Below are 23,428 nucleotides of genomic sequence, written 5' to 3' on the forward strand. Positions count from 1 at the left end.
CTGTTACTGCGGTGGCGTCCGTGCCACGCGGCCCGTGGATACCTGCCGCACCAAGCGGATCCGCTAGCGTGTAACGGGTGCAGAGCAACGTCATCGCAGTGTTGTTCGCCCTCGCCTCCGCACTGACCATCGCCTGGGGAACCGTCATCCGGCACCGTATCGCTGAAGAGGCCCCGGGCGACGGCACCACCATCCGCAGCGCGCCCATCATCGCGGTCATCTCCCGCCCCCTGTGGTGGGCCGGGACGTTCGCCGCCCTCGCAGGCTACGCACTGCAGATCGCGGCCCTCGGCTTCGGCACGCTGCTGGTGGTCCAACCGGTCCTCGTGCTCTCCCTGATGTTCACGTTCCCCATGTCCGCCGTGTACGACGGTCGGCGGATCAGCAAGGCCGAGACATTCTGGTCGCTCGTTCTCACCGTCGCGGTCGCAGTCCTGGTGATCCTCGGCAAACCCAGCCCGGGGCTGCTGGAACCGCCGCTCAATCGCTGGCTCCCCGCCCTCGCCGTCGGGGGCCTGCTCCTCCTGCTCATCGACCGGCTCGCGTACACGCGTGTCCGGCGCCAGAAAGCACTGCTCCTCGGCATGGTCACCGGGGGCGTGATGGGGTACGTGGCGGTGCTCTCCAAGGCCTTCGTCGACATCTTCGTCCACCAGGGTTTCGTGGGCATTCTGACCAGCTGGGAATCCTACGCCCTCCTGGCGGGGGCGGTACTCGGGACCGCCGTCCAGCAGTCATCCTTCAACGCCGGGGCCCTCCGCCAGTCACTGCCCGCGATGACCGTCACCGAGCCGATCTTCGCGTTCGTGCTCGGCTACGCGGTTCTCGGGGAGAAGTTCGCGGTCTCCGGGCTCAGTTGGACGTGGATGGCCCTGGCGCTGGTCGCGATGGTCGTCTCGACGTTCGCACTGTCCAGACGGGGCGTCGGGTAAGAAATGTGCGGTCGCCCCCACGGGACCACACGAAGCCGATAGAATCAGGTGGACAGTCAATACGTTCCGGGTACCGCTGATCGTCCGATCAGCGGGCCGCCCGGTGCGCCGATGCATCGATCCCCAGGAGAACCATGATCTTCATTCCCGTCCCCGTACCCGTCGTCGTCGAGGGGCTGCGTGACACCGGATCCGCAGCCGTTGACGCCTATGTCGCGTTCGTCGACTGGATCCGGACCGCCACCGGATCCGCCTGAGACCCCGGACCTGCACCGTGTGGGGCCGATCCGGCTCCCGCCGATCCGCCCCATCCACACTCCCCGGAACACCCCCGAACCACACCCGTGTCCACGGCACAGGTCGCGCACACACCCGGCCCCGGGCGGAGCCCCAGTTTTTCGGGAGTCCCGGAAAACTGGGGATGACGGGGAAAAACAGTCAGCCCGGCGGAATAAGTGCCCGACACCAGGAATACGGTTGTGCCCACATGGTGGGAATGCCCTCCCAAATTTCGGGTTCTGATGTACCGTGTCTCCCATGCAGCGAGCACTTCTCCTTAGCCGCGGCGGGTGGAACAAGGTCTGACACGACCGGCACCCCGTCGCGGAGTAGAGCTCTGCCGCCGGTCGTGACTTCTCCCCCCCCCACACCCGACCGGCCCTGTGCAAGGGCCCAGCAAAGGAATGAACTTCTCATGGCCCCCTCCGACGCATTCATCGCAGCGCCCGCTGACATCAACACCCCCTCCGGCCCCCGCGCCGAAGGCCAGGCCCCGTGGAACATGCAGCGCGCCTCCGACATGCCGATCCACCGATACCAGCCGTTCCACGAGGAAGTGGAACCGATCAGCCTGCCGGACCGTACCTGGCCGGACCAGCGGATCACCCGTGCCCCGCAGTGGTGTGCGGTTGACCTGCGCGACGGTAACCAGGCCCTGATCGATCCGATGAGTCCCGAACGCAAGCGCCGCATGTTCGAGCTGCTGGTTCAGATGGGCTTCAAGGAGATCGAGGTCGGTTTCCCCTCCGCCTCCCAGACGGACTTCGACTTCGTCCGGGACATCATCGAGAACGACCGCATCCCCGATGACGTGACCATCCAGGTCCTGGTGCAGGCCCGCGAGCACCTGATCCGCCGCACGTTCGAGGCGTGCGAGGGCGCGAAGAACGTCATCGTGCACTTCTACAATTCCACCTCCAAACTGCAGCGCCGCGTGGTGTTCCGCAAGGACCGGGAACAGATCAAGAAACTGGCCACCGACGCCGCGGAGCTGGTCAAGTCCCTGGCCGCCGACTACCCGGGCACCAACTGGCGCTGGGAGTACTCCCCGGAGTCCTTCTCCGGCACCGAGGTCGCCTACGCCAAGGAAGTCTGTGACGCCGTCGTCGATGTCCTGGAGGGGACCCCGGAGAACCCGGTGATCCTGAACCTGCCGTCCACCGTCGAGATGATCACCCCGAACGTCTACGCCGACTCCATCGAGTGGATGCACCGCAACCTGGCGAAGCGCGACTCCGTCATCATCTCCCTGCACCCGCACAACGACCGTGGTACCGGCGTGGCGGCGGCGGAACTGGGATACCTGGCCGGCGCGGACCGCATCGAGGGCTGTCTGTTCGGCAACGGTGAGCGCACCGGCAACGTCTGCCTGGTCACCCTGGGACTGAACATGTTCACCCAGGGCATCGACCCGCAGATCGACTTCTCCGACATCGACCGGATCCGCCGCACGGTGGAGTACTGCAACCAGCTGCGCGTACCCGAACGTCACCCCTACGGTGGCGATCTGGTGTTCACCGCGTTCTCCGGTTCCCACCAGGACGCCATCAACAAGGGCCTGGACGCCATGGCGGCCGGTGTCCGCGAGGGTGCCACGCACACCGATGTCTCGCCGGAGGATCTGCGCGGCTCCGTCTGGGAGGTCCCCTACCTGCCCATCGACCCGCGCGACGTGGGCCGCACCTACGAGGCCGTCATCCGCGTCAACAGCCAGTCCGGCAAGGGAGGTGTCGCCTACATCATGAAGACCGACCACGGCATCGCCCTGCCACGGCCGATGCAGGTGGAGTTCTCCGCCACCGTGCAGGCCGTCACCGACGCCGAGGGTGGTGAGGTCAACTCCAAGAACATGTGGGACATCTTCGCCGGGGAGTACCTGGACCGGACCACACCACTGGAACAGATCTCCGTTCGCGTCGACGCCGCCGAGACCGAGAACGACCAGGCCACCGTCACCGCGCACGTCATCCACGGCGGTGAGGAGAAGACGGTCACCGGACACGGCAACGGCCCCGTCGCGGCCTACGCCAACGCCCTGGAGTCACTGGGCATCGACGTCGAGGTGCAGGACTACAGCCAGCACGCCCGTACCGCGGGCGACGACGCCGAGGCTGCCGCGTACGTCTACGCGGACGTCAACGGCACCCGCGTCTGGGGCGTCGGCATCGCCGGCTCCATCACGTACGCGTCCCTGAAGGCCATCACCTCGGCCGTCAACCGCGCGAACGCCAAGAACCCCGCGTTCACCGGGGCGTAGTCCCCGCCCGGACAGTCCGGGACGCTCGGCGACCACCCCACGCCACGAAACGCCCCACCCGGGCCACGAACCCGGGTGGGGCGCCCTCCGTTCCCGACCCGGACGGTTCACACCTCCGGGCGACGTTCCTCCAGTCCCGCGATGATGAAGTCCAGCTTCGCGTCGAGGAACCCCCGCCCGATCCAGGACTCGTGCGGTTTGAAGGCGTCATCCTCCCGCGCGGCGGCGACGATCTGCTCGAAACCGGTGCGTCCGTCCTCACCGAGATTCCGCAGGGTGGAGACACTGAGATGGGTGGAGATGACGGTGTCCCCGATGAAATCCAGGGCGAACAGTGCCTGCGGTTCAGTGAATCCGAAACCACACAGACTGTCGACGAGTGACCGGGCCGCCCCCTGAATGTGCCGGAAGGCGCCGGGAAACGTGAACAGCACCTCGTCCAGACCCGGATAGCGTTCACAGACCTCCCACGATGCCTCAGCCCAATCACGCAGCAGTTCCTGCCAGGATCCGGCGTCACCGTCCGGCCACCTCACGGTGGTCGCCCCCCGCGACAGACAGGCGTGGACGAGATCGTCCCTGCCCGCGAAAAGCCGGTACACCGCCGACGTCGACACCCCGATCCTCTGCGCCACCTGGGCGAGGGTGAAACGTGCGATACCGATCTCCAGTGCGGCATCAACGACATCGTCAACCGTGAAACTCGGTTTCGGACCGGTTTTCCGTCCGGTCCGGCGGGCCGGTCGGTGGGAGGAGCTCGTCGGGGTCATGAAACCAGATTAGCCACGAACCACAGCCGCCCGCGCGAACCAGCCACCGATCAGCTTAGGATGGAGTCGATGACGACGACGAGGCCAGACACCCCAGATCCCGCAGGCACCGCAGACACGCCGGCCGCACGCTCCCGCGACAACCGGGACCGTGCACGGCGGCAGCGCGACCGGGCGGCGGAGATCGCCGCAGCCCCCTACGTCGCGGCCGCGATCCAGTCGACCGGTATCCATCCGAGTACCGCCCGTCTCGTCTCCATAGACCTCGTCACCTACTCCGCCACAGGCGAGGAGGTGGACACCTACCATGCGGTCCTCGACCCGGGGACCGATCCCGGCCCCCACCACCTGCACGGGCTGAGCCCTGCGGAGATCCGTTCGGGTCAACGTTTCGACACCGTTCTGCGGTCGGTGACCAGGCTCATCGACGGCCGTACCCTCCTGGTGCACAACGCCCCACGGGTCTGGGGCTTCATCGTCTCCGAGTCCCGGCGCGCGGTCCGGAACAGCACGAACCGCACCAACCGTGGGCGGCGCTCCCGTGGCCGTAGACGTCGTCCCGGGCATGTTCCCAGGCCCGGGACCATCATCGACACCCTCGCGACGGCACGCAGGCGTTCCGTCAAGCTCGATGACACCCGCATCCGTGGAGTCGCCCGGACACTGGGGATTGACGCACCGACCCCCCGTGCCTCCGTGGAGCGCGCAGGCGTCCACGAGGCCGAGCACACACGCACCGACACCCGACTCGTCGCGCAGCTGTTCTTCGACGCCTACGGTGGCCCCGCGGCACTCGAGGAACAGCGCCCCTTCGCGTGTCTGGATCCCGCCGATCTCCACGGTGACCGTTTCGGGCTGCAACGCAGTCACCTGCGTGTCGACGCCGCCGACGCGGAGCGCCGCTTCATCAACCCGGGCCCCTGGCAGCGCGGCAAACCGCTGACCGAGGGCATGGAGATCGTGGTGTCCCCCGAGATCGCGGTCGACCCCGACGAGATCATCGCCGCAGCGGTCGGCGCGAACCTCAACTACTCGGAGAAACTGACCCGGGCCACGAGTCTCGTCGTGTGCAACCAGACCACCGATCTGTCGGGAAAGGCGATGCACGCGGCCCGAAAGGGCATCCCGTTGATCAGTGACTCCACTTTCCTCGAGGTCGTCAGCGGCGACATCGTCCCCGGAACCCGGGAATGAGGGGCACCGGGCGGTAGACTCGGCAGAATGAAACTCAACCTCCCAGCACCCGTGAAACGGTTGCGCACCACCGTCGCCACTCTCGCGGCGACGGCCGCGACGACGGCGTCACGGGCCACCGGGCGCGGTGCAGGCGGCATGATCGGCGGTCTCGTCGCCGGTGCCATCGACCCCGCGATCATGGAGGGGCTCGGCAGAGGCCGCCCCGTCACCCTGATCACCGGCACCAACGGTAAATCGACCACCACCCGCATGCTCGTCGCCGCGCTCCGTACCAGATTCGACGTGGTCACCAATGAGGGCGGCGACAACATGGACGCCGGCATCATCTCCGCGCTGCTCTCCGGCCGCGACGCGAGCCACATCGTCCTCGAGTGCGATGAACTGCACGTGCCGGGCGTCACGCGCAGACTCCGCACCGACTGCCTGGTGCTGCTCAACCTGACCCGTGACCAGCTGGACCGCGTCGGGGAGATCAACTCCATCGAACGTGCGCTGCGCCGGTGCATCACCGACAATCCCGACATGACCGTCATCGCCAACTGTGACGACGTCCTGATGACGTCCGTGGCCTACGACGCGGCGAACGTCGTGTGGGTCGCCGCCGGAAACGGCTGGCACGGGGACTCCGTCTCCTGCCCCCGCACCGGCGGACACATCGTGCGTGACGGCGAGGACTGGTACGCGGTCAAGCCGCTGGCCGACGGCCGCGAGTTCCGCCGCCCCACACCGACGTGGACGATCACCGGTGACGGCCTCACGGGGCCGGACGGTGGAACCCTGCCGGTGAACCTCACGCTGCCCGGTAACGCGAACCGCGGCAATGCGGCCCAGGCCATCGCCGCCGCCGCGGAGCGTTACGGTGTGCCCGTCGCCGAGGCCCTGCCCGCGGTGGAGGCCGTGGACAATGTCGCCGGCCGCTATTCCACCATCCGGTTCGAGGGCCGCGACGTGCACATGCTGCTGGCGAAGAACCCCGCCGGCTGGCAGGAGGCGCTGAGCATGGTCGACCGTTCCGCCGACGGCCTCGTCATCGCGGTCAACGGCCAGGTCGCGGACGGGGAGGACCTGTCCTGGATCTGGGACGTCCGCTTCGAGGACTTCGGCGAACTCTCCGTCGTCGCCGCAGGCGAACGGGGCACCGATCTCGCGGTCCGACTCACCTACGCCGACATCGACCACACCCTGGTCGGGAACACCGTCGACGCGATCCGCGCCTGTCCCGAGGGGCGGGTCGAGGTACTAGCGAACTACACGGCTTTCCGCGACCTGCGCCGCGCCCTGACCAGATTCACGGAGGACCAGAAATGACCCAGCTGACCATCGGTCTCGTGCTCCCCGAGGTTCTGGGCACCTACGGTGACGACGGCAACGCCCTGGTGCTCCGCCAGCGGGCCCGCATGCGCGGCATCGACGCCGAGATCCACCCCGTCTCCCTCGGCACACCCGTGCCGGAGACCCTCGACGCCTACTGCCTCGGTGGCGGCGAGGACACCGCCCAGATCCTCGCGGCGGAACATCTCATCAGCGACGGTGGTCTACGGCGGGCCGCGGACGCCGGCCGCCCGATACTCGCCATCTGCGCCGGACTACAGGTGCTGGGCACGTCCTTCCGGGCGGCGGGGCGCACGGTCGACGGTGTCGGCCTCCTCGACGCCACAACCTCATCGCTGGCCAGGCGCACCATCGGAGAGGTAGCGTCCACCCCCACCGGAGCCGGGATCACCGCGGCACTCGATCAACCGCTCACCGGTTTCGAGAACCACATGGGTGCCACGATCCTCGGGCCCGACGCCAGCCCCCTGGGAACCGTCACCCGGGGCGTGGGCAACTGCGACGCCGCAGGTGCCGCCGGTACAGCCGACCCCGGTGCACAGACCGCCGCCGAGGGGGCGGTGCAGGGAAACGTCATCGCCACCTACATGCACGGACCTGCGCTCGCCAGGAATCCGCAGCTCGCGGATCTCATCCTCGCCCGGGCGCTCGGTGTCGAGCTCGCGGGCCTCGCGCCGCTGGACCTCGACGTCGTCGACAGGCTCCGCGCGGAGCGACTGCGTTAGTTAGAGCGTCAACCGCCCACTGAGGGCCCTGGACAACGTCAGTTCGTCGACGAACTCCAGATCCCCGCCCAGCGGCATACCGGACGCCAGACGGGAGATCGTCAGACCGGGGAAATCCCGCAACAGACGTGCCAGATAGGAGGCGGTCGCCTCCCCCTCGGTGTTCGGGTCGGTCGCGAGGATCACCTCGGTGATCTCCGGCGCATCGTCGAACCTGGGTTCCTCCGGCGTCGAATCCGCCAGCTCACGGTCCGGGAGCACCCCCCCGATGCGTTGGAGCAGCGGGGAGATGTTGAGGTTCTTCGGTCCGACGTTCGCCAACGGGTCCAGCGCACCCCCCAGTACGTGGTAGCGGCCGTTGAATTCTCCGGTGCGTTCGATGACCTGGATGTCCTTCGGCTCCTCCACCACGCAGATCAGTCCTCGGTCGCGTCCGGAATCGGCGCAGATCCGGCAGACGGCCTCCCGCGAGATGTTGCAGCAGATCCGGCAGAAGGCCACCCCGTCACGCACCGCACCCAGGGCGCTCTGCAGGCGGGTCACATCCTCCGGATCGACGGTGAGCAGGTGGAAGGCGATACGCTGCGCCGATTTCGGCCCCACGCCGGGAAGACGGGACAACTCGTCGATGAGGTCCTGGAGCGGTCCTTCAAACACCGGCGTTTCTCTTTCCTACTCGGAAACCATGGGCAGCGCCCCTGGGGGCGAACACCCGAACAGATTACGGCGGTCACGTGCACCGGCCAAAGTGCACCGCCCCGTTGCCCCGGGGTGGCGCCGGAAAAGACGGCACCCGCGCGCCGGATCACGTCCGGGAGCGCGGGTGCCGGGAGAACAGGGCAGGTCAGCCCATCAGGCCACCGAAGTCGCCGCCGCCGAGGCCCTGCGACAGCGGGCCCATCTTCTCCTCGGCGATCTGTGCGACCTTGCGGTGCGCGTCGTCGTAGGCGCCGACGATGAGGTCCTGGAGGGTCTCGATGTCCTCCGGATCGACGACCTTCGGATCGATGGTGACGGAGGTGACCTGTCCGTTGCCGGTCATGGTGGCCTTGACCAGGCCGTTGCCGGCTTCACCGACGACGCTGGAGGAGAGGATCTCCTGCTGGGCGGCCTCGAGCTTGGCCTGCATCTCCTGTGCCTGCTGGAGAATCTGGTTCATGTCGGGCTGAGTCATGTGCGTGACCTTCCTGGTGTGTTCATGGTGTGCGGCACTGTGCGCACGCTTTCGTGGGCCACCGCGGAACAGCGGCCGTCGGTGCGCAGTCTACCTGCCGACGCCCGGTGTCAGAGTCGACGTGCGCCGAGTTCCTCCGAGAGCAGTTCCATCGCGACGTCGCGGGCCGTGCGCCGGTCGGGGGTTCCGGGGCCTGACGCGGCCTCACGGAGCATGTCCTCCTCCTCCTGGTCTGTTCCGGATTCCGACGGGTCGGTTCCGGCGTGCACCCCGCCGTTCACCGTGCCCCGGTCGCGGTCCTGCACCGGTGTCTCCGGCCGCGACGCGACCGCCGCCGCAGGACCCGGGATGCCCTCGTCCTGCGGGTAACCGTAGGGGTCGTCGGGCACCGGCGGGTCGTCGTCGAAGGGTTCCGGGGGAAGGGGGACACCACCGGTGAAGCTGTGCGTGTCCGTCGGGGGGCCCGGTTGCCGGTCCTGTCGTCGGCTGACCCGGTTGATGACCTGTTCCCAGGGGCGTCCGGTGGTGTTCTCCGACGCCGGTTGCGCCGTCGGTTCCTGTTGCCCGGCGCGTTTCCGGTCCTCGTCCCCGGTGTCGGCCGTACCTGCGTCGTCACCGCCGTCCGTGCCCGGGGTCGGGCCGCCGAGTGGTGCCGGTGTCCCCCACCCGGTTGCGGGGGGTGGACTGTCGGACGGCCTCCGTGACGGTTGTTCCCGGATCTGTTCCGGGGATCGCTCTCCGGCGGGGCTGCCGGTGGTGGAGTCCGGCACGGGGGTTTTCTCCGGCTCCGGTGCCGGACGGTTCTCCGGTGCCGGGTCCTTCCCGGGGCGGGGGGTGTCCTGCGGAGCCGGGGACGGTGGATCAAAAGGGTCGGTCCCCACCTCGCATTCGACCGTGAGGTCGAGCTGGAGTTCATTCCTGAGCGCCGCGACGATGGCGTCGTTGTTGCCCGGGGCGTTGAGGCGTGAGGCGAGTGCACCGGTGTTGTGTCCGATGACGAGTGTCGACCCACGGACACCGAGAACCCTGGCCTCGGTCAGCATGATCTCCGCGACCTTGTTGTTCGCCCCGATGGCCGAACGGAGCTGCGCCCAGTTCCGGCGGATGAGGTCGGCGGGGTCACCGTTCCGGGTGTCCGGGGTGGTCCCGGTGGGGGTGTGCGTGTCGACGTCGTCGTGTCCGGGTCCGTCGGGTTCGGGCTGCCGGTCCGGCTCCGGTGCCTGCCCGGGGCCGGACGGGGACTCGGGGCGGGTGTCCCCTGGGGACTCCTGCCGGGTCCCGGTGTCGCCGGTCGCCCGGGGTTCCGGCCCCCGGTCCCGGTCGTGTGCGTCCGGGGTGGCGGGACGGGACTCCGGCGCCGTCGGTTCCCGGTCCGGAGCTGCCGGTGCCCCCTCGGACCGGTGCACCGCCGTGTCGGTCGGGTGCGGCGGGGTGGCTGGGGTGTGGGGACGGGACTCCGGGGCGTCCTGTCCCCGGGTCGGCACCTGCTCACGTCCGGAGCCGCGACGGGCCAGCCGTTCGGCGGCCTCCCGGGCGCGACGGGCTCCCTCACTGACGGGCGCCTGCGGTTGCCGTGGGCCGTCCGGGGACGGCGTCGCGGAGGTCGGGGCCTCGGTCTGCTGCCTGCTCTGTTCCTGGTTGGTGGCGGCGAGCGCCGCCGCGCGGGTCGCGGGAGGGGCGTCGGGGAGCTGGTTGAGTCCCTGTTCCACGAGATCGAGTCGTTGGCTGACACCGGCCACGCTGTCCGTCCCGGCGGGCAGGAGCATACGGGCGCAGAGGATCTCCAGGAGAAGCCTGGGGGCGGTGGCACCGCGCATCTCGTCGAGGCCGTCGTTGGCGAGGGACGCGAGACGGGCGAGTGCCGAACCGCCGAAGGCGGCGGCCTGTTCCGTGATGACGGGTACCTGTGCGGCGGGAACGTCGACCAGTCCCATGTCGACGGCATCCGGGACGGCCTGCAGGACCATGAGGTCACGGAGCCGGTCGAGGAGGTCGGAGGTGAAGCGGCGGGGATCGTGTCCGGCCTCGATCACGTCGGCGACGGTGCGGAACATCGTCGCCCGGTCACCTTCGGCGAGGGCGTTGACGGCGGCGTCGATGAGTGAGGAGTCGGTGACCCCGAGCAGCGGGACGGCCATGTCGTAGGTGAGGCCGTTGGGCCCGGCACCGGCGAGGAGCTGGTCCATCACCGACAGGGAGTCGCGCGGGGAACCGCCACCGGCGCGGATGACGAGCGGGTAGACGGAGTCCTCGACCTCGACCCCTTCCGCCGTGCAGGTGCGCTCGAGCAGGCTGCGCATGGCCGGCGGGGTGAGGAGCCGGAACGGGTAGTGGTGGGTCCGGGACCGGATGGTGCCGAGAACCTTCTCCGGTTCCGTGGTGGCGAAGATGAAGATGAGATGTGCCGGAGGTTCCTCGACGATCTTCAGCAGGGCGTTGGCGCCGGCGGTCGTGATCATGTGCGCCTCGTCGATGATGAACACCCGGTAGCGGGACTCCGCCGGTGCGTAGAGCGCACGGTCCCGCAGCTCCCGCATGTCGTCGACGCCGTTGTGGCTGGCTGCGTCGAGCTCGGTGACATCGAGGTTGCCAGGTCCTCCCGGCGCGAGGGACACACACGAGTTGCAGGTGCCGCACGGCGTGGAGGTGGGACCTTCGGCGCAGTTCAGCGACCGGGCCATGATCCGCGCGGAGGACGTCTTGCCGCAGCCCCGCGGGCCGGAGAAGAGGTAGGCGTGGTTGATCCTTCCGGAATCCAGCGCCACACTCAGCGGGTCGGTGACATGCTCCTGGCCGATGACCTCGGAGAACGTTGCGGGACGGTACTTGCGATAGAGAGCCACTCCCCCAGCCTACCGGGGTAGGGGTGGCACAGCTCAGCGCCCCAGATCGAGGAGGTCCACGTTCTGCTCCACCATCGCCTGTTGCAGGGCCGGGACACCATAGGTCCGGGCGTAGGAGAATTCATCGTCGGTGAGCAGGACGAGCTGGAGCAGGACGGTGAGCCGGGCGTTCGCGGGCTGCGCGGACGACACGTCATCGGTGCCGACCTCGCCGGCCTCCTCCATCATGCGGGGCACGCCCTTCGCCCAGACATAGGGAACGACGAGAAGTCCGTGTCGGACGGTAACGTCCGGTTCCGCGACGAGGCCACCGAGCACCCCGACCCCCGGTAGCAGCTGCCCCGGCGATGCGGGCACCCTGCCCGCCGAGTCGCGGAGGAAGGCCGCGGTCGCCGCGACGACGCGGTCGAGGCAGTCGTGGGTACCGGCGGCGACGGCGAACACCTCACTGCGGACGTCAACCGGGCGGGCGTCCAGATCCGCGGGTTCCGTCGGCACCTCATCGGCTGATTCGGTGACGCTGTTCGTGTCGGTGATCAACCCGGTGTCCACCCGGCCGAAATCGAGGGTGGTGGCGAGGCGCTCCCCGGAATCCAGGAGTCCGGCCCCGACATGGAAATCCCCGATCCGCTTCACCTCGAGCGATCCCGGAATGAGATCGTTGATCCAGTAGGTCGTCTCCCTGAGGTCCACGGTGCCTCCCCTTCTCGTCTCACCGTCACATGTCGGTGAGACGAGTATAGGGGGCCGGTTCAGCCTGCGAACTTCTCGGCCGCCGCGAGCAGCACACAGGTGGCGACGCCGTCCATCGCGACCTCGAGTTCCTCGACGGGCGGGAGCGAGGGGGCGAGCCGGATGTTGCGGTTGTCGGGATCCTCGTGCAGCGGGAAGGATGAACCCGCACCGGTCAGCGCGATCCCGGCTTCCTTCGCGAGCTGGACCACACGCGAGGCGGTGCCGTCGACGACGTCGAGGGAGATGAAGTAGCCGCCCTCGGGCTTCGTCCAGGTGGCGACACCGTGTCCGCCGAGTCGGGACTCCAGGATCCCGAGGACCTTCTCGAACTTCGGCGCCAGGGAGGCCGCGTGCCTCCGCATGAGGGCACGGACGCCGTCGGCGTCGCCGAAGAACCGGGCGTGGGCGAGCTGGTTGACCTTGTTCGGGCCGATGCCGCGCACACCGGCGTGCGCACCGTACCAGTCGAGGTTCTCCTTCGAGGAGGCGAAGAACGCCACGCCCGCACCGGCGAAGGTGATCTTGGAGGTCGACGTCATGAACCAGAAACGGTTCGGGTTTCCGGCCTTCTCCGCGAGATCGAGCACATTGTGGATGACGGGGAATTCATCGGTGAGGGTGTGGATCGCGTAGGCGTTGTCCCACACGATGCGGAAGTCCTTCGCGGCGGTCTCCATCTCGGCGAGTTCACGGCAGACCCGCTCCGAGAAGGTGACGCCGGTCGGGTTACCGAACACGGGAACGGTCCACATGCCCTTGACGGACGGGTCCCTGACCAGTTCCCGGACGGCGTCCATGTCGGGGCCCTCGTCGGTCATGGGGACGGTGACCATCTCGAAGCCGAGATGCTCGGTGATGGTGAAGTGACGGTCGTAGCCGGGGACCGGGCAGATCCAGCGGACGGTCTCGAGATCCTTCCACGGGGTGTCCGAATCGTTGTTTCCCCACACGTAGGACGCGAGGATCAGGTCGAACATGATGTTGAGGGAGGAGGCGTCACCGGCCCAGATCTGTTCCACCGGAATGCCGAGGAGCTCGGAGTAGATCGCGCGGATGTCGGTGATCCCGTTCAGACCACCGTAGTTGCGGACATCGATGCCGTCGGCCGTGGTGTGCTCCCCCGCACCGGGCTGACCGAGGAGCTCCTCGGAGAAGTCGAGCTGCTCCGCCGACGGCTTACCCCGGGTCAGGTCCAGCTTCAGGTTCCGGGCCTTGAGTTCGTCGTACTTCGCCGAGATCTCCTCGGTGAAGTCGGCGAGAGCCTTCGCATCGAGATCCTGCAACGTCATGGGTGCCACCTTCCGCGGTGAATGGATGTGAAACGTTCCTGATGACACCGACCCCGGGATCTTCCCCCGTGGTGGTGTCTCCGGGGTCCACTGTAGCCGCCGGTGCCGGTGTGCACCACGGTTGGAGCACCCTTCGGGAAGGGGACGGGAAGACACAAAGATGCACCGCCCCGGGGAAGGGACGGTGCATCACCACGTCTGAGTTTAAGGGGACCCCGCGCACCCGTCAGAGCTCGCTGACCCTTGCTGCATTCCTGCCCTGGGGGAGTTCACGAGGTGTACGCCGCACGGGGTCCTGCCCACAGGGTAACCCACAAGTGACCGGAGGCCCAAGCCGGGGCCGGGTTTTGATCGGGGCGGAGGTTTGGGTATAGTACACCGCAGACATGACGGGGAAACCTGTCGTGCTCTTTCTGGAGGATTCGACTAGCGGCCTATGTCGCACGCCTGGAACGCGTGTTGGGAGCAATCCCTCAGGGGTTCAAATCCCCTATCCTCCGCAGCACGGAAAACCCGTGTCCGGGACACTCTCCCGGACACGGGTTTTCCGCATTCATCGTCATCCATCGTCGGGGAAGTGCCCCGTTCCGGTCACTCATCCGCCGCTGTCCGCGTGCCGGACGTCCGTCAGTGACCGACATCCCCGCGCCGGCGGAACCACCATCGAAGGGACCGTCATGGTCGTGTCCCCCTCCCCCGCAGTCGCCTCTTCAGGGTGTCCGCCCACGGTGAAGGAACTGCGTCACCGCGCGGAATGGCCACTGGTGATACTGGGCCTCGTCCTCACCGCCGTCGTGGCGGCCCTCGCGATCGCGATGCTCGCCAACGGAGACACCCCCGACGAATGGGCGATGGGGTCCTGTTGGGACTCGTGACACCGGTCGTCGCCCTGGTGCTCATCCGCATGATGTACCGGAAGGCCGCGGCCAACAGCATCGAACTGACGGAGAAGCAGCTCCCCGAGCTCTACGCCATCTACGCCGAACCCGGCGAGCGGATGGGTTTCGACACCCCGGGCGGCCCGGATCTGCCGAAGCTCCACCTGCACAACGGCAACGGTGTGATGAACGCCTACGCCACCGAGTGCCGGAAGCGCGCGGCCTACATCGTCCTGAACTCCGACATCGTGGATCTCGCCTACGTGCACGGTGATTTCGGTGCCCTCCGGTTCATCATGGCTCACGAACTGGGTCACGTGAAGTGCCGGCACATCTCCCTCTGGCGGCTGATCTACGTCCCGGCCATGACACTGCTTTTCCTGGGCGAATCGGCGACGCGTGCACAGGAGTACACCGCCGACCGGGTCGCCGCGTACTACGCTCCCGGGGATGTGTTGACCATGGTCGACCTGTTCGCCGGCAAGAATCTCGGCCACCGTATCGACGTCGACGAGTACTTCCGCACCAGTGACGCCCACGGCGAGGGTCTCTGGCTGCGCTTCGCCGACTTCCGCTCCGACCACGCGGTCGGTTTCCGCCGCATGGGCGCGCTGCGCCGGACCCTCACCGAAGGATGGGACGTCCACGGGAAGATGCTGTAACCCACCCTTCGACAGTGGCGACCACCCAGCACCTCTTCCTCGGACATTGAAGACGAGATACCCCCACGGCATCTCTTCTACCGGCATCCGCCCGGATCATCATGTGGGGCCACCCACATGACGTCCCCGGCGGGAAGTTGCGCCGGGTCGAAGAGCTCCACCAGCTCGTCCATCCCGGAAACCCCGGTAACCCCCAACGACCGGGCGATACGTGCCCGGACCTCACCCACCGACTCTCCCTCCAACATCTGCCGCAGCGTCACCGCCCCGTCCCGCTTCGCCAGGCGCTTCCCCTCCGGGCCGAGCACCAGGGGAACGTGCACGTACCCGACCTCCGGGTACCCGAGCAGATGCGCGAGGTACGCCTGGCGGGGAGCGGAGGACAGCAGGTCGCGCCCGCGCACGACCTGATCGACGCCCTGCGCCGCGTCATCGACCGTGACCGCGAGGTTGTACGCCCAGTCCGGACACTGGCCCCCACGACGCAGCACCAGATCATCGACCTCACCGGTGTACTCCCCGGCGTAGTGGTCGTGCACCGTCCATTCCGTGACCTCCGCACGCAGCCGGAGCGCCGGGACCCGCCCATCGGCGGAGAGCTCCGCCCGGCGTCGTTCCCGCGTCACGTCGTCGAGATCCCGGCACGTTCCCGGATAGCAGCCGGGGAGGATGTGCGGGGCACCGGACGCCTCCCGGATCTCCCGGCGCGAGCAGTAGCACTCGTAGACGAGTCCCCGGGAACGCAGTTCCTCCACCGCGGCTTCATAGGCGGGGTACCGGTCCCGCTGGGCCCACACCTCACCGTCGAAGTCGAGTCCCAGAGTGAGCAGATCCTCGATCTGCCGTTCGGCGGACTCGGTCGACGAGCGCTGGGTGTCGATGTCCTCCACACGCAGCAGGAAACGCCTCCCCGAGCGCCGGGCGAACAGCCACGCGAGCACCGCCGTCCGCAGGTTGCCGAAGTGCAGATCGCCGCTGGGTGAGGGCGCGTAGCGGCCGGCGCCGGAAGGGGTAACGGGCATGGGACCATGCTAACTGTGCCGGGTGGCATGCACCGGTGGGCGACACCGGTAGCTCCTGTGGCACGATGTTCGCCATGACCACACACTCCGACATCCCGTCTGGGCGGGGCGCTGCCGACACCTCCGCAGCGTCCGCGAACGCCCGCTTCATCCCCGTCCAGCGCTCCTACTACCCCGTGCTGCTGGCACTGTTCGTCTCCGTGTTCGTGATCTCGAACATCACCGCCACCAAGGGGGTGACGCTCGGACCGATCATCACCGACGGCGCCTTCTTCCTCTTCCCCCTCGCCTACATCATCGGCGACGTCCTGGCGGAGTGCTACGGCTTCCGCGCCACCCGCCGCGCCATCTGGACCGGCTTCGCCGTCATGCTGCTCGCCGTCGCCGCGTTCACCGTCGCCATCGCGCTCCCGGCCGCCGACTTCTACGACGGTCAGGACTCCTTCGCCAGCGTCCTCGGCGTGGTGCCCCGCATCGTCATCGCCTCACTCGTCGGCTACCTGGCCGGGCAGCTGCTCAACTCCTACGTCCTCGTCGCCATCAAGAAACGCACCGGTGAGAAATCACTGTGGGCCCGGCTGCTCGGTTCCACGGTCGTCGGCGAGTTCGGCGACACCCTTCTGTTCTGTCTCATCGCCGCTCCCGTCATCGGCATCACCACCGTCGGAGACACCGTCAACTACACCCTCGTCGGATTCCTCTGGAAGACCGCGATCGAGGTCATCATGATGCCGCTGACCTACGCGGCGATCGCCTGGGTGAAGAAACGCGAGAACTACTGACCGTGCCCCGCGCCTCCGCCGACGCCTCCCTCCGGCACCGAGCGGAGCTCCCGCTGCTCACGGTCGGCGTCCTGCTCACGATCGTTCTGATCGTGGCGGGGGTTCTCCTCCTGTTCAACGACACCGCGAAACCGGCCGAGATCATCGCCGTCGCCACGGCCGCCACCGGCCCCCTCACCCTGTGGTTGCGGACCCACCACAGGCACTGGCTGGCCATCGGCGACGGAATCCTCGTCACCGAGCGCCAGCTCCCGGAGATCCACGCCGTCTACGTCGACGTCGCGGAGCACATGGGATTCGGGGACGGCGATGGCCAGCGCCCGCGGCCGCCGCTCTATCTCGTCGGCAGGGGCACATCCATGGACGGGACCGCCGGACGCTGCCACGTCTCCACCGGTGCACTGACACTCCACGCCGACTTCGCCGAGATGGTCTACACCGTCGACGACCTGCGTACCGTGCGCTACCTCCTGGCCCACCAGCTCGGCCACATTCTCGCAGGCCACACCACCCCGGTTCGCGCCACCGTCAACGCGGTCATGCTCGGCGCCCAGCTCAACCGCCCGCTGGCGACGGCGGAGGAGTACTCCGCCGACCGGGCGGTGGGCCGTTACGTCCCCGAGGCCGCGGAGGGGGTCGTCGCCCTCTACTCGGACAAGAACATCCGGGCCCGGATCGACATCGATGAATACCTCGCGGACGCCGGGCGCATCCGGGACGACATCTGGCTCCGCATCGCCAACCTCGGTTCCTCACACCCCGTCGGTGTGAAGCGGATGCTCGCCTTCAGGGCGATGCGGGAACAGGGCTGGGACGTCCACGGCGAGCTGTTCTAGGGACGACGGGCGCGCGGTGCGGAACGGGTGACCGTCTGCGCCCGCATCCGTCGCTCTACCGTTTCGACGCGTAGTAGCGGCCCATGAACTCGTCGCGGTACGCCTCGTAGTCCCCCGCCTCGATGGCATCCCGGATCCCGTCGACGAGGCGGATCATGAAGTAGAGGTTGTGCATCGTGCACAGCGTGCCCGCCAGGAACTCCTTGGCCTTGAGCAGGTGGTGGATGTAGGCGCGGGAGTAGTTCTCGCTGACGTAGCCGCCGAGCTCCTCGTCGATGCCCGCGAAATCGCGCTTGAAGCGCGCCCCGGTCAACGTCATGCGCCCGTCGAGGGTGTAGACGCCGCCGCGCCGGCCGAGGCGCGTGGGCGCGACACAGTCGAAGGTGTCGGCGCCGGCCTCGATGGCGGTGAACAGGTCATCCGGCTCGGAGATGCCCAGCAGATGACGGGGAGCCTCGACCGGCAGTTCATCGCACACCCAGCCGACGATGGTGCCGAGACGTTCCTTCTCCAGGGCACCGCCGATGCCGTAGCCGCCGAAACCGCGTTTCCCCTCCGCGCGGAACTCCTCCGAGAGCGACACCAGGCCGCGGGTGGCCTGCCTGCGGAGGTCCTCGTACTGGGCTCCCTGCACGACCCCCCACAGGGACTGCAGCGGCTTGCCGACGCGCTGTTCCGTCAGCCGGTTGTGTTCCTCGAGACAGCGGCGGGCCCAGCGGTGGGTCCGTTCGACGGAGGCGTCCTGGTACTCGCGGGTGTCCATGAGGGTGGTCAGCTCGTCGAAGGCGAACATGATGTCGGCCCCGAGCTGGTGCTGGATCTGCATGGACACCTCCGGGGTGAAGCGGTGCTTCGACCCGTCGATGACGCTGCGGAAGTCCACGCCGTCCTCGTCGACGTGCGCGAAGCGGTCCTTGCTGCGGGCCTTCACGTCGGCGGCGGTCAGGTTCGTGGTGTCCATGGCCAGGACCTTCTTGAAGCCGACGCCGAGGCTCATGACCTGGAATCCACCGGAGTCGGTGTAGGTGGGCCCGTGCCAGTTCTCGAAGGCGGCGACCCCGCCGGCGGTGTCGACGATGTCGGGGCCCGGTTGGAGGTAGAGGTGGTAGGCGTTGGAGAGGATCGCCTGCGCACCGGTCTGCCGGATCTGCTCCGGGGTCAGCGTCTTCACCGTGGCCTTGGTCGCCACCGGGATGAACGCCGGGGTGGCGATGTCGCCGTGCGGGGTGTGGATCACCCCGGTGCGCCCGTGGGGGCTGGATTCCAGGCGGGTGCCGAGGGTGAAGGTGGTGTCAGTCATGACTGTCACTGTAGTGCCGGTGTGTTCCGGTGTCGGTCACCGGCGTGTACCGGCACCGACCGCCACCGGCTGGTTTGGGGTCGCGTCGGGTCCGTCGAACTGTTCCTCCAGCACGGCGCCCTCGATGTCCAGGGTCGGCAGGATGCGGTCCAGCCATTTCGGCATCCACCAGGTCGCGCGGCCGAGCAGGAACATCGCGGCGGGCACGAGACCCATGCGGATGAAGAAGGCGTCGAAGAGGACACCGGCGCCGAGGGCGAAGCCGAAGATCTTGATGAACGGCAGCGGCTGGTCGATGAACGCGGCGAACACGGCGATCATGATGAGCGCGGCGGAGGTGACCACGCGGGCCCCCATGCTGAATCCCTCGATGACGGATTCCTCGACGGCGTTGTAGCGCGACCCCCCGGTGCGCTTCCCACCGGTGGCTATCCAGTGCTCGCGCATGCGGGTCACCAGGAACATCTGGTAGTCCATCGCGAGGCCGAAGGTGACGCCGATGAGGAAGATCGGCATGAACGAGATGATCGGGGCCGGAGTGTCGACGATGCCCCACAGTCCCTCCTGCCAGAACAGGACGGTGACGCCGAAGGCCGCGCCGACCGACAGCAGGAAGCCGAGACCGGCGATGACGGGCACCATGATGGAGCGGAAAACCACGAGCAGGAGCACGATGGCGAGTCCGACGACGACGGCGAGGTAGACGGGCATGGCCTCGGCGAGTTTCTTCGTCACGTCGCGCTGGATCGGGGTGAGGCCGGTGACGCCGATGTCGATGCCGGTCGCGTCCTCGATCTCCCGGTCGCTCGCACGCAGTGATCCGAGGAGTTGGGAGGTCACGGGGTCGGCGGGGCCGCTCCGTGGGGTGATCAGGAGCTGGGCGGCCCGGGTGTCCTCGGAGAGCCCGATGATCTGGACGTGTTTGATGTCCGGGTTGGTGTTGTACCGCTGTGCGACATAGGCGTAGGAGGCCATGGCCGCCGCGTTCTCCGGGTTGAACCCCTCGGGATCGCCCGCGCGCTGGGCTTCGACGAGCGGACGGAGGATCGGGGCGTCGGGGTTGACGTCATGGGCGTCGATGATCATGAGGAACGGGGAGTTGATGCCCTCCCCGAAACCCTCGGCCAGCAGATCCGCGGATTTCCGTTGCGTGGAACTCTTGCTGAAGGTGCTGTCCGACGGCAGCGCCATCTGCAGGTCGAGCACCGGGTAAGACAGGGCGGACAGGCCGAGGACGACGACGGTGAGCACGAGGGCGGGCACCCGGTGCACGAACGTCACCCAGGTGCGTCCCACGGACCTTCTTCCGGTGGTGGCGTCCTCCGCAGCATCACCGGAATCTCCGGCGTCCCCCCGTTTCTTCCGGCGTCCCCCCAACCCCGGTACGCGGCCCGCGAACGCGAACCGGCCGGTCATCCCCAGGAGAGCCGGCAGGAGGGTGAGGGCGACGGCGACGGCGACGGCGACGGTGAACGCGGCGGACACACCCATCCAGGAGAGGAACGGGATACGGACCATCGTGAGGGCGACCAGGGCGATGATGACGGTCAGTCCCGCGAAAACGACGGCGGAACCGGCGGTGCCGACGGCCATGCCCGCGGCGTGTTCGGGGGAGTTCCGCCCGTGCCCGTGGTTCCGCTCGGCGCGGTAGCGGGACAGGATGAACAGGGTGTAGTCCACGCCCACGGCGAGCCCGAGCATCACCGCGAGAACCGGCGTGACGTTGTTCAGGGGGGCGAAGTGGGTCGCGATGAGGATCGCCGAGGAGCCCACCGAGATACCGACGACGGCGGTGATCAGCGGCAGACCCGCCGCCACGAGGGAACCGAAGGTGAACAGCAGCACGAGGAACGCCACGCCGAGACCGATGATCTCACTGGTCGACTTGATGACCAGTGGATCGCCGAACGCGGGACCACCGGTTTCCACCTGGAGTCCGGCCTCACGTCCGACGTCCATCGCGGCACGGATCGTGGCACGCTGTTCGTCGGTGACGTCGGCGGGGAGGGGCACGTCCAGGCTGAAGCTGGTGTAGCCGATCCGCCCGTCCGGACTGAGCAACGCGAGGTTCTCCGCATCGGCCTTCGCGGTCTCCTCGGGGAGCCCGGCGCCCACGGACTGGTCGATGACCGCCTTCTGCAGCTGCGGGTTGAGGGTGACGGGGTTGCCGAAGCGGTCCCGGTCGATCACCCCGGGTACGTGCTCGTCGATGTCGGCGATGACACGGTCGATGGCCTCCACGTAGCGGGGTTCGTCGAGGCGCTGCCCCTCCGGGGCGGCGAACACCATCGTCACACCGGTGGAGGTCAGCGGGTTGCGCTGGTCGGGGAAGTTCCGCACCAGGGAGTCCGCGGCCGCCTCGGAGGCGGTGCCGGGGATGTTGAAGATGTCGTTGAAGCCACGCTGGAGCGCACCCGCGCTGCCGCCGACACCCGCGACGATGATCACCCAGGCGACGATGACGACCCATTCCCGCCGGAAGGACCAGCGTCCGAGTTTGTACAGCAGCTTCGCCACAGGTGTCTCCTCTATCGCGGCGGGGGCCGCCGGAACATGTCCGGGAACGGAACCCGCGTGGTCCGTCGCGCCACGGTGGCACGATACCGGTGACACTGTAATACGAGACGGCCCCGGAACGCACGGGTCGTCGATCCGGCCGGGATCGACGGTCGGAGCGCAGAAAAAGACCCCCGGGGATCCCGGGGGTCTTTTCGACTGGCGGTGGCGGGGGGATTTGAACCCCCGGTTGGGGATTACCCAACACTCGCTTTCGAGGCGAGCACCTTCGGCCGCTCGGACACGCCACCGCCGACCAGCCTAACCGCACAGGGCATCAGGCAACAAATTCCCACGCCAGCTGCGCCGTTGAAGGCCGATTACTTGTCGAAGATGCCCTTGACCTTGTCGGCGGCGTCGCGGACGACCTCTTCGGCCTTCTCGACGCCTTCCTTGATGTCGGACTTCACCTGGTCTGCACGACCCTCGTTGGCGAGGTTCTCGTTGTCGGTGGCCTCACCGACGCCTTCCTTGATCTTGCCGCCGAGGTCGTTGGCCTTGCTCTCGAAACCCATGAAAAACTCCTTTGTAGGTCGGTCAATGGATGGCCCCATACTAGGTGTGTTCCGCGGATCAGGCACGTTCGGGCGTCAACTTTATCCGGAACGTTATCTCCCGCCGGCAGCCTCAGCAGCCGGAAAGTATCACCTGATCGACAACTCAGCACCCCCATAGGATATCCACATAAAGGGGCCCTGAGGTGGGCAGACACCGTGTCCCGCCGCTATCCCGGGCCCGGATACCGGGAACCCGGACACGGGGCACACACGGCCACACGTCCCAGGGAACCGTCCCCGGAGGAGCCCCCGGATGTCACCGGAGCTGACCGAAAAAATCGGTCATGAGTTCGGAGCATTCCACACCCAGAACACCCCCGCGCACGCGGGGCCACCGTATCGACTCCGGAGGCCGGAGCACATCCCGCACACTTCCGCACGCACCGGTCCTGGGCTCGAACGCCCCGAAGATGACCTCCCCCACCCGGGCGTCGAGCAACGCCCCGGCGCACATGGTGCACGGTTCCAGGGTGACGACGAGTGTGCATCCGGTCAGCCGCCAGCCGTCCCCGTGGAGCCGTGCGGCCCCCCGGAGCGCGAGCACCTCGGCGTGCGCGGTCGGATCACCGTCGGCCTCCCGCCGGTTCGTCGCCGCAGCCAGCTCCCGGCCGGAACCGTCCAGGATGACCGCGCCGACGGGGACATCTCCGGGTGGGGTCGTCCGCGCCACCTCGATCGCGCGCCGCATGAGCGTCTCGGCCCGGACCAGTCCCTCCGGGGCGGGCAGTACCGCCATACCGGGCCGTCAGTCGATGTCGAGGTCGACGGCGTCCGCGAGTTCGGACTCGAACCCGAGTTCCGCGGCGATGCGCAGCAACTGTTCCGAGGCCCAGAGCTCGGAATCGTCACAGATGACGGTCATCACCTGTTCACTGACGCCCAGATCCGCGAGGATCGCGACATCCCCCTCCGCCCACGGATCGACCTTGTCCAGCTCGTCGGAATCCAACTCGGGGATGTCGGCGCCGATCTCGTCGAGTGCGCCGGCGGCCAGGTCGTCACCGATCGCCATCGTCGCGTCGGACAGCAGCAGGCGAACGCCACCCGGCGCGGGGCGGAGGATGAGGAAGTACTCGTCATCGACGCAGAGCATCGCGAACGCGGCACTCTCACTCCGCAGACGCCCGACCGCCGCGACGGCGTCGTCGATCGAGTCGAAGCAGTCGTCTATTTCCCGGACGTCCCACTCCCCACCCGTCCGCGAGACGGTCACGGCGAAGCAGAGATCATCGTCATGTTCGCCGGTGTCACCGTCGAAACCGTCATAGCCATTGGAATCCATACCGGTAACCGTAGTCGGGA

Annotated in this window: 22 protein-coding genes, 2 tRNA genes and 1 other RNA gene; 11 read left to right on the plus strand and 14 right to left on the minus strand. The window is 67.9% G+C overall.

From position 1 onward, the window contains the following. Positions 1 to 77: 77 nt before the first annotated feature. The 3 genes from JIM94_RS02245 (at position 78) to leuA (ending at position 3,468) form a co-directional block, all read left to right on the plus strand. Positions 78 to 932: a DMT family transporter gene (locus tag JIM94_RS02245; RefSeq protein ID WP_200252466.1), complete on the plus strand. Its 855-nt coding sequence runs from the start codon at positions 78 to 80 to the stop codon at positions 930 to 932. 134 nt (positions 933 to 1,066) lie between these two features. Continuing rightward, complete coding sequence (locus JIM94_RS11265) at positions 1,067 to 1,189, plus strand: hypothetical protein (protein ID WP_267173043.1); 123 nt, start codon at positions 1,067 to 1,069, stop codon at positions 1,187 to 1,189. Between the two features lie 437 nt (positions 1,190 to 1,626). After that, on the plus strand, positions 1,627 to 3,468 hold the full coding sequence (leuA, locus tag JIM94_RS02250) for a 2-isopropylmalate synthase (RefSeq protein ID WP_200252468.1): 1,842 nt from the start codon (positions 1,627 to 1,629) through the stop codon (positions 3,466 to 3,468). Positions 3,469 to 3,575: 107 nt separating this feature from the next. On the opposite strand, the gene JIM94_RS02255 is transcribed toward leuA, so the two are convergent. Continuing rightward, positions 3,576 to 4,238 carry a TetR/AcrR family transcriptional regulator gene (locus JIM94_RS02255; protein ID WP_200252470.1) on the minus strand — a complete coding sequence of 221 codons (663 nt, stop codon included), beginning with the start codon at positions 4,236 to 4,238 and terminating at the stop codon, positions 3,576 to 3,578. Positions 4,239 to 4,307: 69 nt separating this feature from the next. On the opposite strand from JIM94_RS02255, the gene JIM94_RS02260 reads away from it, so the two are divergent. Genes JIM94_RS02260 through JIM94_RS02270 form a run of 3 tightly spaced genes read left to right on the plus strand, consistent with a single transcriptional unit; the run spans position 4,308 to position 7,492 of the window. Beyond that, positions 4,308 to 5,432 (plus strand): DNA polymerase III subunit epsilon, encoded by a 1,125-nt coding sequence (locus JIM94_RS02260; RefSeq protein WP_200252473.1) that lies wholly within the window; start codon positions 4,308 to 4,310, stop codon positions 5,430 to 5,432. A 27-nt stretch (positions 5,433 to 5,459) separates the two neighbouring features. After that, positions 5,460 to 6,743 carry a MurT ligase domain-containing protein gene (locus tag JIM94_RS02265; protein ID WP_200252475.1) on the plus strand — a complete coding sequence of 428 codons (1,284 nt, stop codon included), beginning with the start codon at positions 5,460 to 5,462 and terminating at the stop codon, positions 6,741 to 6,743. Beyond that, positions 6,740 to 7,492 (plus strand): type 1 glutamine amidotransferase, encoded by a 753-nt coding sequence (locus JIM94_RS02270; RefSeq protein WP_200252478.1) that lies wholly within the window; start codon positions 6,740 to 6,742, stop codon positions 7,490 to 7,492. Before JIM94_RS02265 ends, JIM94_RS02270 begins: the two co-directional genes overlap by 4 nt. Here the strand turns inward: JIM94_RS02270 and recR are convergent, their stop codons facing one another. The 6 genes from recR to ffs all read right to left on the minus strand — a co-directional run bounded on the left by recR (position 7,493) and on the right by ffs (position 13,833). Next, on the minus strand, positions 7,493 to 8,149 hold the full coding sequence (recR, locus tag JIM94_RS02275; RefSeq protein ID WP_200252480.1) for a recombination mediator RecR: 657 nt from the start codon (positions 8,147 to 8,149) through the stop codon (positions 7,493 to 7,495). A gap of 187 nt (positions 8,150 to 8,336) precedes the next feature. Continuing rightward, positions 8,337 to 8,666, minus strand: coding sequence for a YbaB/EbfC family nucleoid-associated protein (locus tag JIM94_RS02280; RefSeq protein ID WP_200252482.1), 330 nt, complete (start codon positions 8,664 to 8,666; stop codon positions 8,337 to 8,339). 110 nt (positions 8,667 to 8,776) lie between these two features. Beyond that, a complete protein-coding gene (locus JIM94_RS02285; protein ID WP_200252484.1) occupies positions 8,777 to 11,509 on the minus strand; it encodes a DNA polymerase III subunit gamma and tau in 2,733 nt (910 codons plus the stop codon). 33 nt (positions 11,510 to 11,542) lie between these two features. Further along, positions 11,543 to 12,202, minus strand: a complete 660-nt coding sequence (locus JIM94_RS02290) for a suppressor of fused domain protein (protein ID WP_200252487.1) — start codon at positions 12,200 to 12,202, stop codon at positions 11,543 to 11,545. 59 nt (positions 12,203 to 12,261) lie between these two features. Further along, on the minus strand, positions 12,262 to 13,533 hold the full coding sequence (locus JIM94_RS02295; protein WP_200252489.1) for an aspartate aminotransferase type Ic: 1,272 nt from the start codon (positions 13,531 to 13,533) through the stop codon (positions 12,262 to 12,264). 203 nt (positions 13,534 to 13,736) lie between these two features. Beyond that, positions 13,737 to 13,833: signal recognition particle sRNA small type (ffs, locus tag JIM94_RS02300), an RNA gene on the minus strand. A gap of 115 nt (positions 13,834 to 13,948) precedes the next feature. On the opposite strand from ffs, the gene JIM94_RS02305 reads away from it, so the two are divergent. From JIM94_RS02305 to JIM94_RS02315, 3 genes are all read left to right on the plus strand, one after another. Next, positions 13,949 to 14,033 (plus strand) — tRNA-Ser (locus JIM94_RS02305). Positions 14,034 to 14,261: 228 nt separating this feature from the next. After that, a complete protein-coding gene (locus JIM94_RS02310; protein ID WP_200252490.1) occupies positions 14,262 to 14,408 on the plus strand; it encodes a hypothetical protein in 147 nt (48 codons plus the stop codon). Beyond that, on the plus strand, positions 14,378 to 15,073 hold the full coding sequence (locus JIM94_RS02315; RefSeq protein ID WP_248702978.1) for a M48 family metallopeptidase: 696 nt from the start codon (positions 14,378 to 14,380) through the stop codon (positions 15,071 to 15,073). Before JIM94_RS02310 ends, JIM94_RS02315 begins: the two co-directional genes overlap by 31 nt. Positions 15,074 to 15,150: 77 nt before the next feature. Here JIM94_RS02315 and gluQRS read toward each other — a convergent pair whose 3' ends face one another. Further along, positions 15,151 to 16,095, minus strand: a complete 945-nt coding sequence (gene gluQRS, locus JIM94_RS02320; RefSeq protein ID WP_200252494.1) for a tRNA glutamyl-Q(34) synthetase GluQRS — start codon at positions 16,093 to 16,095, stop codon at positions 15,151 to 15,153. Positions 16,096 to 16,169: 74 nt separating this feature from the next. Between gluQRS and JIM94_RS02325 the strand changes: the two genes are divergently transcribed. Beyond that, positions 16,170 to 16,877, plus strand: a complete 708-nt coding sequence (locus JIM94_RS02325; protein ID WP_200252497.1) for a queuosine precursor transporter — start codon at positions 16,170 to 16,172, stop codon at positions 16,875 to 16,877. 2 nt (positions 16,878 to 16,879) lie between these two features. Next, on the plus strand, positions 16,880 to 17,713 hold the full coding sequence (locus JIM94_RS02330; protein WP_200252500.1) for a M48 family metalloprotease: 834 nt from the start codon (positions 16,880 to 16,882) through the stop codon (positions 17,711 to 17,713). Between the two features lie 55 nt (positions 17,714 to 17,768). Here the strand turns inward: JIM94_RS02330 and tgt are convergent, their stop codons facing one another. The 6 genes from tgt to JIM94_RS02360 all read right to left on the minus strand — a co-directional run bounded on the left by tgt (position 17,769) and on the right by JIM94_RS02360 (position 23,408). Continuing rightward, positions 17,769 to 19,013 carry a tRNA guanosine(34) transglycosylase Tgt gene (gene tgt / locus JIM94_RS02335; RefSeq protein ID WP_200252503.1) on the minus strand — a complete coding sequence of 415 codons (1,245 nt, stop codon included), beginning with the start codon at positions 19,011 to 19,013 and terminating at the stop codon, positions 17,769 to 17,771. A 36-nt stretch (positions 19,014 to 19,049) separates the two neighbouring features. After that, complete coding sequence (locus JIM94_RS02340) at positions 19,050 to 21,530, minus strand: MMPL family transporter (protein WP_200252506.1); 2,481 nt, start codon at positions 21,528 to 21,530, stop codon at positions 19,050 to 19,052. A gap of 199 nt (positions 21,531 to 21,729) precedes the next feature. Further along, positions 21,730 to 21,820, minus strand: a tRNA-Ser gene (locus JIM94_RS02345). A gap of 69 nt (positions 21,821 to 21,889) precedes the next feature. Then, positions 21,890 to 22,084: a CsbD family protein gene (locus tag JIM94_RS02350; protein ID WP_200252509.1), complete on the minus strand. Its 195-nt coding sequence runs from the start codon at positions 22,082 to 22,084 to the stop codon at positions 21,890 to 21,892. 298 nt (positions 22,085 to 22,382) lie between these two features. Next, entirely contained in the window at positions 22,383 to 22,862 is a 480-nt protein-coding gene (locus tag JIM94_RS02355; RefSeq protein ID WP_200252512.1) for a nucleoside deaminase, read from the minus strand. 9 nt (positions 22,863 to 22,871) lie between these two features. Next, positions 22,872 to 23,408: a tRNA adenosine deaminase-associated protein gene (locus JIM94_RS02360; protein WP_200252515.1), complete on the minus strand. Its 537-nt coding sequence runs from the start codon at positions 23,406 to 23,408 to the stop codon at positions 22,872 to 22,874. Positions 23,409 to 23,428 lie beyond the last annotated feature (20 nt).

Source organism: Corynebacterium pygosceleis, assembly GCF_016595275.2.
Taxonomy (GTDB): Bacteria; Actinomycetota; Actinomycetes; order Mycobacteriales; family Mycobacteriaceae; genus Corynebacterium; species Corynebacterium pygosceleis.